Origin of the sequence: Paraburkholderia sp. EG286B (assembly GCF_040965655.1) — a bacterium.
GTDB lineage: Bacteria > Pseudomonadota > Gammaproteobacteria > Burkholderiales > Burkholderiaceae > Paraburkholderia.
In genome coordinates this window covers 287,214-305,701 of record NZ_JBFRCF010000010.1, presented here as the reverse complement: position 1 = coordinate 305,701, position 18,488 = coordinate 287,214, and the positions used below count along the sequence as shown (strand labels likewise).

The 18,488-nt window shown below is 67.4% G+C and carries 14 protein-coding genes; 10 read left to right on the top strand and 4 right to left on the bottom strand.

Going from position 1 to position 18,488, the window contains the following annotated elements:
* The first annotated feature begins 9 nt into the window (after positions 1-9).
* The 5 genes from AB4Y42_RS23335 (at position 10) to AB4Y42_RS23315 (ending at position 5,764) form a co-directional block, all read left to right on the top strand.
* Positions 10-1,026: a xanthine dehydrogenase family protein subunit M gene (locus tag AB4Y42_RS23335; RefSeq protein ID WP_368695467.1), complete on the top strand. Its 1,017-nt coding sequence runs from the start codon at positions 10-12 to the stop codon at positions 1,024-1,026.
* A complete protein-coding gene (locus tag AB4Y42_RS23330) occupies positions 1,023-3,254 on the top strand; it encodes a xanthine dehydrogenase family protein molybdopterin-binding subunit (protein WP_368695466.1) in 2,232 nt (743 codons plus the stop codon). The genes AB4Y42_RS23335 and AB4Y42_RS23330 overlap by 4 nt, the downstream gene beginning before the upstream one ends.
* Before the next feature lie 154 nt (positions 3,255-3,408).
* A complete protein-coding gene (locus AB4Y42_RS23325; protein WP_368695465.1) occupies positions 3,409-3,996 on the top strand; it encodes an NTP transferase domain-containing protein in 588 nt (195 codons plus the stop codon).
* Positions 3,997-4,122: 126 nt separating this feature from the next.
* Complete coding sequence (locus AB4Y42_RS23320; RefSeq protein WP_176732810.1) at positions 4,123-4,272, top strand: hypothetical protein; 150 nt, start codon at positions 4,123-4,125, stop codon at positions 4,270-4,272.
* A 262-nt stretch (positions 4,273-4,534) separates the two neighbouring features.
* On the top strand, positions 4,535-5,764 hold the full coding sequence (locus AB4Y42_RS23315) for a PepSY-associated TM helix domain-containing protein (RefSeq protein WP_368695464.1): 1,230 nt from the start codon (positions 4,535-4,537) through the stop codon (positions 5,762-5,764).
* A gap of 17 nt (positions 5,765-5,781) precedes the next feature.
* Here AB4Y42_RS23315 and AB4Y42_RS23310 read toward each other — a convergent pair whose 3' ends face one another.
* Positions 5,782-6,882, bottom strand: a complete 1,101-nt coding sequence (locus tag AB4Y42_RS23310; protein WP_368695463.1) for a porin — start codon at positions 6,880-6,882, stop codon at positions 5,782-5,784.
* Positions 6,883-7,328: 446 nt separating this feature from the next.
* On the opposite strand from AB4Y42_RS23310, the gene AB4Y42_RS23305 reads away from it, so the two are divergent.
* From AB4Y42_RS23305 to AB4Y42_RS23295, 3 genes are read left to right on the top strand one after another with little or no spacing between them, the layout of a single operon-like run.
* On the top strand, positions 7,329-8,216 hold the full coding sequence (locus AB4Y42_RS23305; protein WP_368695462.1) for an N-formylglutamate amidohydrolase: 888 nt from the start codon (positions 7,329-7,331) through the stop codon (positions 8,214-8,216).
* Positions 8,217-8,224: 8 nt separating this feature from the next.
* Complete coding sequence (locus AB4Y42_RS23300) at positions 8,225-8,995, top strand: IclR family transcriptional regulator (RefSeq protein ID WP_368688464.1); 771 nt, start codon at positions 8,225-8,227, stop codon at positions 8,993-8,995.
* Positions 8,996-9,018: 23 nt separating this feature from the next.
* Positions 9,019-10,476, top strand: coding sequence for a YfcC family protein (locus AB4Y42_RS23295; RefSeq protein ID WP_368695461.1), 1,458 nt, complete (start codon positions 9,019-9,021; stop codon positions 10,474-10,476).
* Between the two features lie 72 nt (positions 10,477-10,548).
* Here AB4Y42_RS23295 and AB4Y42_RS23290 read toward each other — a convergent pair whose 3' ends face one another.
* Genes AB4Y42_RS23290 through aepX form a run of 3 tightly spaced genes read right to left on the bottom strand, consistent with a single transcriptional unit; the run spans position 10,549 to position 14,514 of the window.
* Positions 10,549-11,616, bottom strand: coding sequence for a 2-aminoethylphosphonate aminotransferase (locus tag AB4Y42_RS23290; RefSeq protein WP_368695460.1), 1,068 nt, complete (start codon positions 11,614-11,616; stop codon positions 10,549-10,551).
* 10 nt (positions 11,617-11,626) lie between these two features.
* Positions 11,627-12,826 (bottom strand): phosphonopyruvate decarboxylase, encoded by a 1,200-nt coding sequence (gene aepY / locus AB4Y42_RS23285; RefSeq protein WP_368688467.1) that lies wholly within the window; start codon positions 12,824-12,826, stop codon positions 11,627-11,629.
* Entirely contained in the window at positions 12,823-14,514 is a 1,692-nt protein-coding gene (gene aepX / locus AB4Y42_RS23280; protein WP_368695459.1) for a phosphoenolpyruvate mutase, read from the bottom strand. Before aepX ends, aepY begins: the two co-directional genes overlap by 4 nt.
* A 418-nt stretch (positions 14,515-14,932) precedes the next feature.
* Here aepX and AB4Y42_RS23275 point away from each other — a divergent pair, with 418 nt between their 5' ends.
* Complete coding sequence (locus tag AB4Y42_RS23275) at positions 14,933-16,480, top strand: methyl-accepting chemotaxis protein (protein ID WP_368688469.1); 1,548 nt, start codon at positions 14,933-14,935, stop codon at positions 16,478-16,480.
* Positions 16,481-16,701: 221 nt separating this feature from the next.
* Positions 16,702-18,486: a peptidoglycan D,D-transpeptidase FtsI family protein gene (locus tag AB4Y42_RS23270; protein WP_368695458.1), complete on the top strand. Its 1,785-nt coding sequence runs from the start codon at positions 16,702-16,704 to the stop codon at positions 18,484-18,486.
* Positions 18,487-18,488: the final 2 nt, after the last annotated feature.

Below are 18,488 nucleotides of genomic sequence, written 5' to 3'. Positions count from 1 at the left end.
GGCACACAAATGGATGCCATCTCGTACCAGCGCGCCGCCGACGTGAACGGCGCGATTGCCGCTGCGCAGCGTCCCGGTGCCGTGTTCATCGGCGGCGGCACGAATCTTCTCGATCTCATGAAGGGCGGCGTCGCGCATCCGGTCACGCTCATCGACATCACGCGCATCGAAGCGCTCGATCAGGTTCAAACGCTGCCCAACGGCGGCCTGCGCATCGGCGCGCTCGTGCGCAACAGCGACGCGGCCAATCACACGCTCGTGCGCACGCGCTATCCGCTGCTCTCGCAGGCGCTGCTCGCCGGCGCCTCGCCGCAACTGCGCAACATGGCCACCGTGGGCGGCAATCTCATGCAACGCACGCGCTGTCCGTACTTCTACGACACCGCGTTCACCCAATGCAACAAGCGCGCGCCCGGCAGCGGCTGTGCGGCGATTGGCGGCTTCAACCGCATGCATGCAATCCTCGGCGCAAGCGCACAATGCGTGGCCGTTAATCCATCCGACATGAGCGTTGCCCTCGCGGCGCTCGACGCGACCGTGCAGGTGAGCGGTCCGGGCGGCGCACGCACGATCCCGTTCGCGTCGTTTCATCGCCTGCCCGGCGAGCGGCCCGATCTCGACACGGCGCTTCAGTCAGGTGAACTGATTACCTCGGTCGACCTGCCGCCACCGGTGTTCAGCGAGCACGCGCACTACCTCAAGATCCGCGACCGCGCGAGCTATGCCTTCGCGCTCGTCTCGGTCGCGAGCGCGCTGCAACTCGACGGCCACCGCATCCGCACGGCGCGCATCGCGCTGGGCGGCGTCGCGCATCGGCCCTGGCGCGCGAGCGCGGCGGAGCAACATCTCGCGGGAAAGACGCTCAACGCGTCGACGCTGCGCGAGGCCGCCGCGGCGGAACTCGCGCAGGCAAAGCCGTTGAGCGGCAATGCGTTCAAGGTCGGGCTCGCGCAACGCGCGATCGTCCGCTCGACGATGCTCGCCGCCGCCGGCACGCAAGGCAACAACACCGGAGATTTCGCATGAGCACGCTGACCGGACAACCGATGGACCGTATCGACGGCATGCTCAAGGTCACGGGCGGCGCCCTCTACGCGAGCGATTTCCCCGAAACGCGGCTCGCCCATGCCGTGCTCGTCACGAGCACGATTGCGAGCGGCACGATCACGTCGATCGACGCGAGCCGCGCGCAGTCCATGCCCGGTGTGCTGCTCGTCATGACGTACCAGACCGCGATGCGGCTGCCCAACGGCGGGCGCTCGCCGCTCAAGCCGCCGGCGGGACGGCACCTCACGCTGCTGCAGGACAACGTCGTGCGCTACAGCAACGAGCCGGTTGCGGTCGTGGTGGCCGACACGCTGGAACACGCCACCGATGCCGCGCGCCACGTCAGCATCGTCTACGCGCCGATCCAGGCCACGCTCGACTTCAACCGCGCGAAAGGCGACGCGCACGCGCCGCCCAGCCCGATGGGCCGCCCGGTCGAATCGACACGCGGCAACGTCGAAGCCGGGTTGCACGAAGGCGCGGTGCGCTTCGAGGCGGTCTACACCACGCCCACGCAGTTCCACAACCCGATGGAGCCGCACGCGACGATGGCGCACTGGGACGGCCCGGACCTCACGCTCTACGACGCCACTCAGGGCGTGAGCGGCGCGCGCAACGCGGTGGCGGCCGTGTTCGGCATCGCGCCCGACAACGTGCGCGTGATCTCGCCGTTCCTCGGCGGCGGCTTCGGCTGCAAGGGTTCGTCGTGGTCGCACGTGAGCCTGTGCGCGATGGCCGCGAAGCAGACGGGCCGCCCCGTGCGGCTCGCGCTCGCGCGGCCGCAAATGTTCGGGCCGGTCGGCTCGCGCCCGCACACGGAGCAGCATCTCTCGCTCGCCGCGCGCGCGGACGGCACACTCACGGGCCTGCGCCACGATACGCTCGCTCACACGTCCACGTTCGAAGACTGGCTCGAGATGTGCGGCCTCGTCACGCGCATGATGTACGCGGTGCCCAATTGCAGCACGAGCCATCGTGTCGTACCCCTGAATGTCGGCACACCGACCTTCATGCGCGCGCCCGGTGAAACCACGGGCTCGTTCGCGCTCGAATCGGCCATGGACGAGCTGGCGTGGCAACTGAAAATGGACCCGGTTGCGCTGCGCCTGAAGAACTACGCGGAAAGCGAGCCGCAGGACGGTAAGCCGTGGTCGTCGAAAGCGCTGCGCCAATGTTACGAGGCGGGCGCGCAACGCTTCAACTGGTCGCGGCGCGTCAACACGCCGCGCGCCATGCGCAACGGCAATACGCTCGTCGGCCTCGGCATGGCGAGCGCGACGTATCCCGCGAACCGCAGCGAAGCCGCCGCCGTGGCGCGCATCCTGCCCGACGGCAACGCGATGGTCGCGTCGGGCACGCAGGACATCGGCACCGGCACCTACACGGTGATGACCCAGGTGGCCGCCGACGCGCTCGGCTTTCCGCCCAACCGCATCCGCTTTGCGCTGGGCGATTCGACCTTGCCGGTCGCGCCGGTTTCGGGCGGCTCGCAGTCGGCGGCGAGCGTCTCGCCCGCCGTGCAGGCCGCGTGCACGGCCGTGCGCGACAAGCTCGTCGCGCTCGCGCGCGGCGATCGCGGCTCGCCCGTCTACGGACTCGCCGCGGACGACGTGACCGTGCAGGACGGCTGGGTCGTGAGCCGCAGCGACAGCTCGCGACGCGATCCCGCCGCGGCCGTCATCGCCCGCGCGGGCGGCCAGCCGCTCGAGGCGCAGGTCGCGACGAAGCCAGGCGCGGAGAAGCAGCAGTATGCGTTTCACTCATTCGGCGCCGTGTTCGCCGAAGTGCACGTCGATGCCGATACCGGCACGATACGCGTGGCGCACATCGTCGGCGCGTACGACGTGGGACGCGTGCTCAACGAAAAGACGGCGCGCAGCCAGTTGATGGGCGGCATGGTATGGGGCGTGGGAACGGCCCTGCACGAAGAGGGTCTCTTCGACACGCGCATGGGCCGCATTGCGAACAACAATCTCGCCGAATACCACGTGCCCGTGAACGCGGACATCGGCGAGCTGGACGTACTGTTCGTCGGCGAACCCGATCTGCGCTTCAATCCGCTCGGCGTGCGCGGCATCGGCGAGATCGGTATTACCGGCGTGCCGGCGGCCATTGCGAACGCCGTGTATCACGCCACCGGCGTGCGCGTGCGCGATTTGCCGATTACGCTCGACAAGGTCGTCCCGCAGACGAATTCGCTCGTGTGACCGAGGGTCTGCCGTGCAGGCTCTGCACAGGCACAGTGCATGAGCGGTCGCCAAATGCAAGACGAAGCAAGGCATATGCGGCGCGCGGGGCTTGCCTCACGCGCGCTTGCGCCGCACAATCACTGCTCACCCTCTTCGCGGGCGTACCACACCCATGGCCTATGCTTCGTTCGCCACCGGCGTGTTGCTCGCCGCCGGCACCGGTTCGCGCTTCGATCCCAACGGACTGCGCAACAAGCTCCTCGCCCCCCTCCCTGAAGGCACGTGCGTCGCGCGCGAGTCCGCGCAACGGTTGCTGCGCGTCGTACCCAAAGTGATCGCCGTGGTACGTCCCGGGGCCGAAACACTCGCGCATGTGCTCAACGACGCCGGCTGCGACGTGGTGTTCGCCCCCGACGCCGCGCGCGGCATGGGCGCGAGCCTCGCTGCGGGCGTGGAAGCCGATCATGAAGCGGAAAGCTGGATCGTCGCGCTGGCCGACATGCCCTGCATTGCCGTCGAATCGATCGAAGCCGTGGCGCGCACACTGGATGGCGGCGCATCGCTCGTCGCGCCGTTCTATCGCGGGCAGCGCGGACATCCGGTGGGCTTCGGCTACGCGCATCGCGCGGCGCTCGTCGCGCTCGACGGCGACGCGGGCGCCCGCGCCCTGCTCAACACCCACCCGCTGACGCGCGTCGAAGTCGACGACCCGGGCATTCTGCGCGACGTCGACACGCCCGCCGACCTCAACGGGCTCTGATTCGCGCGCACTCGCGACTCGCCCGCGGCGATTGTTCAATTGCGGGTGCCAGGCATGCAATCGATCGCCTACGCTATAGGGTGACGCGCACCACACGGCCGCACGCTAGCGCAAAAGGACCTCGCGATGATCTGCTCGCACACGAATCCGCTTCCCGATCCACTCGCCGATCCGACCCGGGACCCCGAACGCGACCCGCTCACCCCACCGGCACCGGGCCATCACAAAGACGAACCGCAGCAGCCCGAGGGGCCGCCGGACAAGGACCCCGTGTGATCGCACGCCCGGTCGCCACGGCCGGGCATCGCGTCTGATGGCTGTAGCGGCACTCGCGACGACGTCTCGCGAGCGCCGCGGCCGATTCTGCGCGTTCCGCGCTTCTTCCGCCCCCATATCCCCCCTTTCGCAAAGCTTGCGCCTTCGACGATCGATCCGTAGAATGCAAACGATTCCTATTTGCAGTATTTTTCAAGTTTGCCGTGAGCCCAATCGTGATCGCGTTCGCCCCCGCGCCCCGGCCGGCGAGCCGAGGTTTTGCATGAGACCGCTGCTGGTCCGCCTGCACCGCTGGTTCGGTCTTGGCACCGCGGCCTTCCTGTTCCTCGCCGGACTGACCGGCGCGGTGATCGCGTGGGACCACGAACTCGACGCGCTGCTCAATCCAACGTTCTTCCGTAGCGCGACGCCGGGCACGCCGCTGCCCGCGCTCGAACTCGCGAAGCGTCTCGAGGCCGCAGAACCGCACGCGGTCGTGACCTTCATGCCGCTTTCCGTCGAGCCCGGCCATACCTGGATCGCGCAGGTGGCGCCGCGCCTGAACCCTGCGAACCAGACGCCCTATGCGCTCGACTTCAACCAGGTCGCGCTCGACCCCGTCACGGGCGAGGAGCAAGGCCGCCGCATGTGGGGCAAGGCTTCGCTTGCGCGCCAGAACCTGATCCCCTTCCTCTACCGGCTCCACTACACGCTGTTCATGCCGACGAAAATGGGCATCGACTTCGGCGTCTGGACGATGGGCGTGGTCGGGATGGTATGGCTGCTCGACGGCTTCATCGCGATCGTGCTCGCCTTCCCGAGCCTGAAGAGCTGGCGCAAGTCGCTCGCCTTTCGCGTGAAGCGCGGCGGCTATGCGCTCACGTTCGACCTGCACCGCTCGGGCGGCGTGTGGCTCTGGGGACTCCTGATCGTGGTGGCCGTGACATCGATTTCGATGAACCTCGGCGCGCAGGTCGTGCGCCCCGTGGTGTCGGTGTTCTCGACGCTCGCGCCGGACCCGTTCCGCATCGTCGCGCCGGGCCCCGCGCTCACGCCCGCCGAGGCAGCGGCCGCGCGCGAACGCATCGTGGCCGAAGCCGCCGCGATGGGCCGCCGCGAAGGCATCACGGCGCCGCCGGGCGGACTGTTCGGGCTGCCCACCTCCGGCGTGTATGGCGTGGGCTACTTCGAGGCGGGCAACGATCACGGCGACGCGGGCCTCGGCAATGCCTGGCTCATCATGAACGCGCGGACGGGCCAGGTGCTCGGCAGACAGATTCCGGGCCGCGGCAGCGCAGGCGACATCTTCATGCAGGCGCAATTCCCCTTGCATTCGGGTCGCATCGCCGGGCTGCCGGGGCGCATCGCCATCAGCTTTACCGGCGTTGTCGTCGCGATGCTCAGCGTGACCGGCGTGCTCATCTGGCTCAAGAAAGCGCGTGCGCGGCGCAAGCCCGCGAAGCAGGCGAAGGCGGCCAGCACGATCGGCACGCGCGAGCGCGCCGCGAACTGACCGCCCGGGTCAGTCGATCAGAACTTGTGGCGGATGCCCGTCACCGCGAGGAACTGATTACCGTTGCTCGATGCGCCCGACGTCCCTTCGATCTGCGCCACGGCATTCGTCGCGCGCTGATAGATGAGGTCGAGATAGACGTCCGTGCGCTTCGAGAGGAAGTACTGCACAGCGCTGGTCGTCTGCCAGTAATGCCAGCTATCCTTCTGGCCGTTCGCATTCACGCCCGTCCAGGTCTCGCCGATGGCGGCATGAATGGACGGCGTGATCGCATAGCGCAGGCTGACTTCCGCGTTCTGATAGTGCTGGTACTGGCTTTGCGGCGTCAGCTCGAACGCGACGTTCGTGTACATCGCGCCCACGCCGAGATTGCCGAACGTGTAGACACCGCCCGCGCCCCAGATGCGCTGCTGCGTAATGCCCTTCAGGAACGTGAAGTAGTTGTCGGAAGGAATCGCGCCGGTCGTGTCCGTGGCCGGATGATCGAGCTGCACATACGCTGCGCCGAACTGCAGCGGCCCGCCCGCATAGCTCGCGCCCACGCTCCATGAACGGTTCGTCCCGAAGTTGCCCGCGTTGTTGCTGAAGCCGTACATCGAGTTGATCGTCAGGCCGTGGAATTTTGGCGTGACGTACTTGACGGAGTTGTCGGTGCGGAACGTGTTGTTCAGGTCGTCGGTGTCGAATGGGTGCGTACCGTACTGCGACGTCTCCACGGCCATTTGCAGCGGTTCGAGCGAGTCCTGCGCCGCGTTGTACTGGCGGCCGAACGTGAGCGAGCCCCAGCGGTCGCTCGCGAGCCCCACCCACGCCTGGCGGCCGAAGATGCGGCCGTTCGCGCTCGCGGTGCCGGTCTGCAGGTTGAAGCCGTTCTCGAGGCGGAAGATCGCGCGATTGCCGCCGCCCAGATCCTCGCTGCCGAGCAGGCCCCAGCGCGAGCCCTGCTCGCTGCCGGCCGTCGCCTGGAAGTTCGACTTGCCACCCTGGTTGCTCGTGTAGGTGAAGCCGCCGTCGGCGATGCCGTACAGCGTGACGCTCGACTGCGCGTTGGCGTGCGAGGCCGCGAGACCGAGACCGCCGATGACGAGTGCGAGGGTGCGCCGGGATGCTTGAAACATGCGTTTTTCTCCTTCTGGCATTCGATGTGCCGTGTATTGGTGTTGATCTCCAGATGCGCGCCGGGAGGTGCGATCTATCTTTTGCAATCCTGATGAAATGGCATCGCTGCGCGGCGCGGAGCAACGGCTACCCGCTTGCGCTCCCCCGTTGACGATGGCTTGCCTCATCACCCGCTTGTTTTATTGTTTAAAACAGCGTATTATTTATTATTCGGGTCGGCTTTCCGTCCCGTCAAGAAGTTGTCAAAAACCCGCGACACGAAGTGGGGCGTCGCGGCGCCCGCCAAAATCGCTGTAATCCGTTACAGCCGGTTCAATTCGCTATTTTTACCGCGCCATTCCAGGGGAAACCCCAATCGGCCCAATTTTTACCGCGCGCTACGCTATCTCTTGAAATTAAAACGCTGTTTTATTTACTAAAACATGCGGCAAGTAACTGACTAGCGATGACGAACACCAGCCCACTTTCCTCCCAGGCAGACGAACACGCGCCTTGCTTCACCATTGCGGCACAGGCCGAGCCGCTGCCGATCGTGTTCGACTCCCCGCATAGCGGTATCACGCTGCCCGACGACTTCGGCACCGTCGCGCCGCGCGAGGCGATCCTCACGTCGTGGGACGCGTTCGTCGACGAACTGTGGGGCGGCGTGCCCGCGCGCGGCGGCGTGCTGATCGGCGCACGCTTTCCGCGCGCGTATATCGACCCGAACCGCGCCATCACCGACATCGACGCCGAACTGCTCGCCGAGCCCTGGCCCGAGCCGCTCGCGCCCGAGCCGTACACGCGTCGCGGCATGGGCCTGATCCGCCGCTACGCGCTGCCCGGCGTGGCGCTCTACGATCGCAAGCTTTCCGTCGATGAAGTCCGGCACCGCATCGACGCGTACTACCGCCCCTATCGCGCGGCGCTCGCGCAGGCGGCCGAGGCGGCCTACGCGCAGCACGGCGCGCTGTGGCATGTGGACTGTCACTCCATGAAATCGCGCGGCAACGAAATGAACGTCGACTCGGGCGAGGCGCGCCCCGATTTCGTCATCAGCGACCGGCGCGGCACGACATCGGATCCGGCGTTCACGCAATGGGTCGCCGATCACTTTGCGGCCACCGGCTATCGCGTGCAGATCAACGAGCCGTACCAGGGCGGCGACCTGCTGCGCGCCGTGAGCGATCCGGCGCGCAACCGCCACAGCATTCAGATCGAACTGAACCGCGCGCTCTACATGGATGAGGCCGCGTTTTCGAAGCATGCGGGTTTCGACACGCTCAAGCGCGACCTCGACGCCTTCGCCGACGCCCTCGCCGACTGGGTGCGCGCGCGACTCAACGCAAAGTGAGCTTAGCCATGACCTATATCGTCGATGCCGTCGACAACGCGCTCAAACTGCTCAGCTATGTGGCCGAGCATCCGGGCCTTGGCGTCACGGAACTGTCCACGCAGCTGGGCATCAACAAATCGCGCACCTATCGCATGCTCTGCACGCTGGAGCTGCACCGCTATGTCGTGCAGGACGCACAAACCTCCACCTACGCGCTCGGTCCGCAAGCCTTCGTGTTGGGCGTGGCGGCCACGCAGCAAAACACGCTCGTGCGCTCGGCCTCGCGCCACATGCTCGCGCTCAACCAGGCGATCAACGAGACGATCGTGCTGCGCGTGCGCGAGGGCCTCGAGACGGTTTGCGTCGCGCGCTGCGAGACCACGCACCAAGTGCGCGCCGTGGGCGCGGTGGGCAACCGCCGGTCGATCAATCACGGCGCTTCGGGCAAGGTGCTGCTCGCGTTCGCACCGGGTGCCGTACGCACCGACTATCTCGCGCGCATGAAGAAGATGCCCGAGGCGCCGGACCTGATCGCGCTCGTCGAGGAACTCGATGCGATCGCGCGCAAGGGCTATGCCGTGAGTCTCGGCGAAGTGACGGCAGGCGCGGTGGCGATCTCCGCGCCGGTGCGCGATATGTCGGGCGCGACGGTGGCCGCCGTCGCCATTTCGGGGCCGGAAATGCGCATCGGCCGCGCCGAGATTCCCGACTACCTCGAACGCCTGCAGGCCTGCGCCGATGCGATCTCCGCCGAACTCGGCTATACAGGCGCACGCGCCGCGGCGCTTTCCGCCTGAGCACGCATGGAGGATTCCTGATCATGATCGTCGCTCCGCCCTCCTCCCCGCGTGAAGACACGCCACCCGCAGAAGGCGAAAAACAGGAAACCCGGCCGCACGGCAAGATGCTGCACCCTGTCGTCATGATGCTCTGGGTGCTCGCCGCCGCATTGGCGATGACCTGGTTCGTCGACGCAGGCCGCTTCGAGCGCCACGACAAGCTCGTGATTCCGGGCACTTACCACGTGGTGCCGAAAAGCGGCGATCTCGCCACGCTCGTCGCGCCCGCAGTGACGAAGAGCACGCCGGACCATGCAGCGCCCGCGAGCCTCGTCTCGGTGTTCGTCGCCATCCCGAAGGGGCTTATCAAGAACGCGCCGCTCATCGTCATGGTGATGTTCGTGGGCGGCATGTTCGGCGTCATGAAGCGCACGGGCGTGGTGGACGCCGGCATCGACCGCCTGCTCCAGCTCACCGCCGGCAACGTCTACCTGCTCGCGCCGCTGCTCATGATCCTGATCGGGCTCGGCAGCACCCTGCTCGGCTTCATTTCGGAGTACCTGGTCATCATTCCGATGGTGATGCTCCTCGCGAAACGGCTCGGGCTCTCGAATCTGTTCGCGGTGGCGCTCGTCGCGATTGCCGCGAAGATCGGCTATATCGCCTCGGTCACGAATCCGCTGTCGCTCGCGGTGGCGCAGCCCATCGTCGGCGTGCCGCTCTTCAGCGGCCTGGCGTTGCGGCTCGGCGTGTTCGTGGTGTTTCTGACGATCGGTGTCACGTATCTGCTGCTCTATGTGCGTCGCAGCGGCTATCGGCGCGAGGTCGCCGTCGAGGCGCTGCATGCGCCCACGCCGCTCTCGCGCCGCCACAAGGCGACGCTCGTCATCCTCGCCGTCGCGGCCGCCGCACTCGTGTTCGGCACGCGCGAACTGAGGTGGGGGAACGTCGAGCTTTCCGCGTTCTACGTGGCGATCAGCATCGTGACGGCGCTCGTGGGGCGGCTCGATTCGCGCAGCGCGTCCGAGGCCTTCGTCGACGGCATGAAGGGCATGGTGCTCGCGGGTCTCCTGATCGGGCTTGCGGCATCCGTCGAATTGATCCTCCAGAACAGCTTCGTGCTCGACCCGCTGATCGACTACTTCACGCGCCTCGCGCACGGCCGCTCGAGCGTGTGGGTCGCCAACGGACTCATGGCCGTGCAGATGCTGCTCGACGTGTTCATTCCTTCGGTGTCGGGCAAGGCAGCGGTGAGCATGCCGATCATCGGGCCTATCGCACAGCTTTCAGGTGTGAGCGGCCAGACCTCGGTGCTGGCATTCGTGCTGGGCGGCGGCCTCACGAACATGGTCACGCCCACCTCCGGCATGCTGCTCGCGTATCTCGCCACGGCGCGCGTGGGCTTTGGCGAGTGGCTACGCTTCATCCTGCCGCTCTTTCTCGTGCTGCTCGTGCTGTCTTCGGCAACCCTCGCGTTCGCGGTGCTCACGGGCTATTGAAACACGGCCGCAAAAGCAAACGGGCGGCCGAAGCCGCCCGCCAATTGCTTTCGCACTCTTCGAAATACGCCCTTAGCGCGTCACTTCATCGAACGCCGCCAGCAAGCGTTCGACGTCGGCGGCATGAATGTCGCCCATCGTCGAAATGCGGAACAGTTCCGCCGACAAGCCGCCCTGCCCCGCATAGATCACGAAGCCGCGCGCCTTGAGCGCGTCATGCAGCGCGGGATAGTCGACGCCCGCGGGCAAGCGGAACGCGCGCAGCACCACCGACGACTCTTCCTTCGGCAGCACGCTCTCCATGCCGCGCGCGGCGAGCCCTGCACGCACCTGCTCGGAAAGCGCCGCATAGCGCGCGTGACGCGCCTGCCAGCCGCCTTCGTCGGCGAGTTCGCGCAGCGCCTCGACGAGTGCGTAATAGGCGTGCACGGAAGGCGTGAACGGCGTATTGCGCTGATCCTGCAGCGTGGCAAGACGCTTGAGGTCGAGATAGTACGTGCGGCTATGCGCTTGCGCGAGCGCGGCGCGGCGCACCACCACGAAGGCCGCGCCCGGTACGCCGTGCAGGCACTTGTTCGCCGTCGCCGCCACCGCCGCGATGCTCGCGTCGCCGAAGTCGAGCGCTTCGGAGCCGAAGCTGCTCACGCCGTCCACGAGCATTTGCACGCCGCGCGCGCGGCACGCTTCGCCCACTGCGCGCAGATCGTTCAGGCGGCCCGTGGTCGTTTCGTGATGAATGATCGCGACGTGCGTGACCGCCTTGTCGGCGTCGAGCGCGGCCGTGATGCGCGCGAGGTCCGGCGCCTGCATCCAGTCGTGCCTGACGACCTCATGCGCGATGCCGTACTGCTTCGCGATCGCGGTGATGCGCTCGCCATACACGCCGTTCTCGACGATCAGCAACTTGCCGTTCGCGGGCACGAGCGTCGAGATCATGCTTTCGACCGCAGCCGTGCCGGAGCCCGTCATGAGCACGGCCTGCCATTGCGCGGGGTCGAGATCGTAGACGCCCACGAGACGCGTGCGCGCCTCTTCCTGTACGTCGAAGAACTCGCTTTCGCGATGGCACAGGTCTTCCTGGAGGAGGCTCTGGCGCACGCGTTCGGTGAGCGTGACCGGGCCGGGATTGAGCAGCAGCATCGGTAGTTCCTTATTTGGCGGACGTGTCGGCAGCGGCGCCGATGTGGCGCATGAGGCGCGTCTTGACATCGGGCGGCGTGATCGTGGGGCGCGGCAGGCCGTCGGGTGTGCCGCGGCGAATCGTCAGGCGTACGAAGCGCGTGCCTGCGACACCCGAGGCGCCCTTCGCGCGTTCGCGCGCGGCGGCGAGCACGCTGTCGAGCACGGCGACATCGTCGCCTTCCGCGGCGTCGGCGTAACCGCACGCGGCGGCCACGTTGGCGAACGACACCTGCCCCGACACGGTCGCCTGGCCACCCGTCGAATCGTGTGCGCCGTTGTCGAGCAGCACGTGCGTGAGGTTCGCGGGGCCGTAGGCGCCGAGCGTGGCAAACACGCCCATGCGCATGAGCGCCGCGCCGTCGCCGTCGAGCGCGACCACGTTCAGGTCGGGCCGCGCGAGCGCGAGGCCGAGCGCGAACGGCGTGACGCAGCCCATCGAACCCACCATGTAGAGCTGGTTCGAGCGGTCGTCGAGCGCGTAGAGTTCGCGGCCGCAGAAACCCGTCGACGCGACGACCACCGTCGACTCGGCAGGCGTCGCGGCGATCACGCGCTCGAGCGCCTGCTGGCGCGTGGGCAGTTGCTCAGGCGACCGTCCGGTCCACTTGGCCTGCGCGACCGGCAGCGCGTGCTTTGCCGGCATCGCGCCGCCGCCCTCGAGTTCGTACGGCGCGACGCTGCCCTTCTGCATGACGAGCGCGTACGGGCGGCCCGTTTCGTCCATGTGCCTGATGGCGCGATCGAGCGCCGCCGCAATCTGGTCGGCTTCCGTGGGGAACGTCTCCCACGGAATCTCCATCGTTTCCAGCATCTGCGGCGTGACCGGGCCCATCAGCGCGTGCTGCGGCTCGTCGGGCACGCCCGGCTGGCCGCGCCACGTCACGATCAGCAGTTGCGGCAGGCGGAACGTCCACGTCAGCGAGGTGAGCGGGCTCACGGCGTTGCCGAGGCCCGAGTTCTGCATCATCGTGATGCCGCGCTTGCCCGCGAGCGCCACGCCCGCGATGACCGCGACCGCGTCGCCTTCGTTGGCCGCGCTCACGTAGTGCAGCGAGTCGTCCTGCAGCACGTAGTTGATGAACGGCGTGAGGTACGAGCACGGCACGCCGGCGTACCACTCGAAGCCGCGCGAGCGCGCCGCTTCGACGAACTGTGCGGCTTCGATCATGCCTGGCCCTCCGCGCCCAGCGGCGTTTGTGCGTGGGCAAAGTCTCCCGCGCGGCGGAAGTCTTCGAGGTCGTTCACGCCGCGCCAGTGGCCGTGCACGTATTGCACTTCGATTTTCTCGCCGTCTGCGATCAGCGCATTGAGCAGCGCCGGCATGTCGAGCGTGTCGAAGTCGGCGCGCGTTTGCAGCTGCGCGAGCTTCTTCGCGAGCTTCGCGCGGCCCGCGCCGCGCACGTTCACGAGGCCGATCCAGCGGCCGTGCGGGGCCGCGCCGTTCGCGGCCGGATCGCTCGCCACACGCTCGAGCAACACCTTGCTGCCGAACAGATCGCGCTCGTCGGCGGCCGAGCACCATGCGAAGTCGCGCGTGCTGCTGTTCTCCGGCTCGGGCGACGAATCCACCACCACGCTGAAGTCCGCTTCGCTTTCCACGAGATCGCGCAGGATATAGCTGCGGAACACCAGGTCGCCGTACGAGATCACCGTGTCGTTATCGAGCGCGCCGACCGCGCACGCGAGCGAAGCGAGTTCGTTCGTCTGCGCGAAACGCTCGTTGCGCACGAGCTTGATGCCCGCCGTGTCGATGGCTTCGGCCTTGTAGCCGCCCACCACGGTGATGTCGTTGACCGACTGCTTCTTGAACGCATCGACAAGCCAGCGCAGGAGCGGCTTGCCCGCCACCGGCAGCATGACCTTGGGCTTGTCTTCCGTGTAGGCATCGAGGCCCGAGCCGCGGCTCGCGGCCAGCACGATCGCCGAGCCTGCGCCGCGCGACGAAGCGGAAAGATAGCGGTCTTCGGCTTCCGAGTATTCGTCGGCGTCCTGCAGACGGAAAATTTCGTTGACCGTAGCAATACGGTCTTCGACGTCGACGAGCGTTTGTGTTTCGTAAATCGTCCTGGTGACGGCCTGCATGGCCGAAACGGCCGCGCGGATCTGGTGGTTCGCCCAGATCACCGTGCTGATGCCCGCCTTGCGGAACACCTCGGTCGGCGTGCTGTAGTACTTGGTCGGCACGATCACAAGCGGGCCGCGGCCCGCCCACTCGCGCGCGAACGTGAGGATCTCGTCAGCTTTCGAAAGCTTGCTGTGGATGAGGATCGCGTCCGCGCCGGCCTGGCGATACGCTTCGGCGCGCTTGAGCGCTTCGTCCATGCCCCAGCCCGCGATCAGCGCCTCGACGCGCGCGACGATCGAGAAGTGCTCGTCGGTCTGCGAGTCCTTGCCGGCCTTGATCTTGCCGCAGAACTCGTCGATGTCGGCAAGCGGTTGCGCTTCGCCGCCGATGAAACTGTTGGTCTTCGGGAACACCTTGTCTTCGATGCACACGCCCGCAATGCCGCGCTGCTCCAGCTTGCGCACGAGCCGGCGCACGTTGTTGAAGTTGCCGTAGCCGGTGTCGCCGTCGAGCAGGATGGGCAGGTCGCTCGCGTCGGCCATGAACTCGAGGTTGTCGACCACCTGGGTCCAGCTCGCCTCGTTGTTGTCGCGCACGCCGAACTGCGCGGAGATCGACAGGCCCGAGCCCCAGATCGCCTTGAAGCCCGCCTCGCGCGCAATGCGTGCGGAAAGGCCGTTGTGCGCTTCCATCAGGAATTCGAGTTCGTTGCTGGTCAGCATCTGGCGCAGCCGCGCGCTGCGCGATGTGGCAAGAGCGGCGGGGACCAGGGCGGGTTCGCGTGCGTTCATTCTTGTTGCTCCAGTGGACGTCATGGGGGCGGCAGCGGGGGCCGCGCCGTGTGCGTCGCATCGTTGGGAAAGGTCCTTCATCCCGGCTTGATCGCAGGCCTCGAAGTCGGGCCGGCCGGGGGCAAAGTCGCGACTATATCGGAAATGATTCCTATCCGCAGTCGATCCCTGCAAACAGTGGCAAATCATGGAGTTACTGTGAAATTTGTGGCTTTTGTCGGCGCGTTCGCGGGCGTTTCAGCAGCGCGTCATATGCGCTAGATCAAGGGCTTTGTTTTGTATGAAGAAAAATCTGCCTAAGCAGGGTTCGCCCTGGGTCTCGCGCGCGTTTGCGTGGGCCGTAAACACAGTCTGGCGGCAACGCATCGCCAGTCGTACCGCTCCAGCCCTGTGAATTACCCGACCGACCATGCAGAACATGACCCTCAACAAAAAGCTCCGCTCGATGATCGCGATCCTCTGGATCGGCCTGCTGTTGATCGTCGCCTTTGGCGCCTGGCAAAGCCGCGAAGCGATGATCCGCGAGCGGCGCGCGCAGCTCACGGCGCTCGTCGACGAAGCGACGAGCATCGCCAACTACTACTACGGCCTCTCGCAACGCAACGTCATGCCCGAAGCCGACGCCCAGAAGCAGGCGCTCACCGTGATCGGCTCGATCCGCTACAGCACCGACGGCTATCTGAGCATCAACAACTCGCAGTCGGTCATGCTGATGCACCCGATCAAGCCCGAGCTCGACGGCAAGAACCTCAGCGACTTCACCGACCCCGCGGGGACCCACGTGTTCACCGGGCTCGTGAACGCCGCGAGCGGCCCGAACGGCGGCTTCCTCGACTACCTCTGGGCCAAGCCCGGCCACAGCGAACCCGTTCCCAAGCTGAGCTTCGGCCGCCGCTTCGTGCCGTGGGACTGGGTGATCGTGACGGGCATGTACATGGACGACGTGCGCGCCGAGTTCTACGACAGCCTGCTGCGCTGGCTCGGCGTGACCTTCCTGCTGGGCGGCGCCGCCACGGCCGTGATGGCGCTCGTGGTGCGCAGCGTGCGCAGCAGCATCGGCGGCGAACTGGAAGGCGCGGTGGACGCGGCCAATCGCATCGCCCAGGGCGACCTCACCTTGCGCCTGCAGGTGCAGGGCACGAACGAGACCAGCCTGATGCGCGCGCTCGCCACGATGCAGACAGCGCTCGTGCAGACCGTCTCGCGCGTGCGCAGCGGCGCGGAGAACATCAACGTGGGCGCCAACGAGATCGCGGCGGGCAACACGGATCTCTCGCAACGCACCGAGGAACAGGCGGCGGCACTCGTGCAAACGGCGTCGAGCATGGATCAGATGACGGCGAACGTGCGCCAGAACGCGGATAGCGCCCAGCATGCGGCGTCGCTCGCAAGCCAGGCCGCCGACGTCGCGACGCGCGGCAGCGCCGTAGTCGACGACGTGGTGCGCACCATGGGCGACATCACGACGAGCTCGCAGCAGATCGGCGACATCATCGGTGTAATCGACGGCATTGCGTTCCAGACCAACATCCTCGCCCTGAACGCCGCCGTCGAAGCGGCGCGTGCGGGCGAACAGGGCCGCGGCTTCGCGGTGGTGGCCGCCGAAGTGCGCAGCCTCGCGCAGCGCTCCGCCACCGCCGCCAAGGAGATCAAGGCGCTGATCGAAAAGTCGACCGGCACCGTGACCGAAGGCCAGCATCTCGTGACCAACGCGGGCTCGACGATGACCGAGATCGTGCAGTCGGTGCGACGCGTGCACGAGATCCTCGAGGAGATCAGCAACGCGTCGCGCGAGCAGAGCGCCGGCATCGAGCAGGTCAACCGCGCCGTGGGCGAGATGGATCAGGTGACGCAGCAGAACGCGGCGCTCGTGGAACAGGCCGCCGCCGCCGCCCATTCGCTCAAGGATCAGGTGAGCGGGCTGCGCGAGTCGATCGCGAGCTTCCGCTTGCCCGCGCACGCGTAACGCTGTCGCCATACCGGCTCACCGCCGGTCTGCATGTCTCCCCGCCGGGCCGCATTCGCGGCCCGGTTCGCTTTGCGCCTCTCCCCGCTCCCCTGCACGGCTCGCGCCGCCTGACGGCGTGCACCGCGCGCCCTATTGCCTCGCGGCCGTGCGCACCCAACATTTCAATTCAATTACATCCTGTTTACAATGTGACTCTGCCCCGCCATCCCGCCTTGCCGATGATCCGTTCCAGGAAACCGCCGCGCGACCCGCACGCAGCCGCGACCCGCCACCCGATGCTTGCGCCGCGCCTGCCCGCGTGGCGCTCGAAGTTCATCGTGTTCATCACCTTCGCGGCCTTTGCGGCGCTGGCCGGGCGCGCGTTCTGGATTCAGGTCGCCAATCACGGCTTTTACGTGAAGCAGGGCCAAAAACGCTACCAGCGCACCTTGGAGCTCGACGCCATGCGCGGGCGCATCGTCGACCGCAACGGCGCGCTGCTGGCCGTGAGCCTCGCGACCTTCGAGGTCTGGGTGAATCCGCGGCTCCTCGACGCCGCCGCGCACACGCCGCTCGCGCGCCTGCTCGACATGCCGCTCGCGGAACTGGAGCGGCGCGTTGCCGGCGACCGCTCCTTCGTGCTGCTCAAGCGCCAGGTCGATGCCGAAACCGCCGCGCACATCGACGAGATGGGCGCGGGCGGCATCACCCTGATCGCCGACTCGAAGCGCTATTACCCCGAAGGCGAATCGGCTGCGCACGTGGTGGGCTTCACCGACGTCGAAGACGCCGGCCAGGAAGGCGTGGAGCTTGCCGCGAACGCGCGCCTGCGCGGCACGCCGGGCCAGCGCGAGGTGATCCGCGACCGGCTCGGGCGCGTCGTTTCGGAGCCGAGCGAGCGCGTGCAGCCGCGCAACGGCGACACCGTCCAGCTCACCATCGACCGCCGCGTGCAGCAGCTCGCGTATACGCAGCTCAAGGCCGCCGTGGCGAAGAATCATGCGGAAGCGGGCAGCGTCGTCGTGCTCGACGCCCAGAACGGCGAAATCCTCGCGCTCGCGAACTGGCCGTCGTTCGACCCGAACGACCGCGCGCGGCTCACGGGCAAGCAGTTGCGCAACCGCGCCGTGGTCGACACGTTCGAGCCCGGCTCGACCATCAAGCCTGTGGTCGTTTCGCTGGCGATGGACCTGCACAAGGTCAACGCGAACACCCTCATCGACACCGCGCCGGGCACGTACCGCATCGGCCCCGCGACGATTCACGACACCTCGAATCACGGCCGCATGACCGTGGCGGAGGCCATCCAGAAGTCGAGCAACATCGCGCTCGCCAAGCTCGCGCTGAACCTGCCCGCGCAAACGATCTGGGACAAGTATCAGGAGTACGGGCTCGGGCAGCGGCCCGGCGTCACGTTCCCGGGCGCGGCGCCTGGCCGCGTGCGGCCGTGGGCGCGCTGGCGCCCCATCGAGCAGGCGACGATGGCCTATGGCTACGGCCTGTCCACCTCGCTTTTGCAGATGGCGCAGATCTACACGGCCTACGCCGGCGACGGCACGCTGCATCCGGCCGCCCTGCTGCGTGAAGCGCCGGGCGGCGCAGGCGGTGCCTCCGCGTCGGCGGCGCGCGTGGTCACGACGCCGGCCACGGCCGCCGCGATGCGCAAGATGCTGGAAATGGCGACGAGCGACGGCGGCACGGGGCGCGCCGCCAATGTGGAAGGCTATCGGGTGGGCGGCAAGACCGGCACCGCGCGCAAGCAAATCGGCGCGGGCTACGCGAAGAACCGCTATCGGGCGCTGTTCGTCGGCATGGCGCCGATGAGCGCGCCGCGCGTGATCGTCGCGGTCATGATCGACGATCCGGCGGGCAAGGCGTTCTATGGCGGCACGGTCGCGGGGCCGGTGTTCTCGGGTGTGACGGCCGGCACGCTGCAGTTGCTCGGCGTGCCGCCCGACGTCGCCGCCGGCCCCGAGAGCGCCAGGGGTGCCAGCGGCACCCGGGGCGGCTCAGGGCGCGGTTAGCG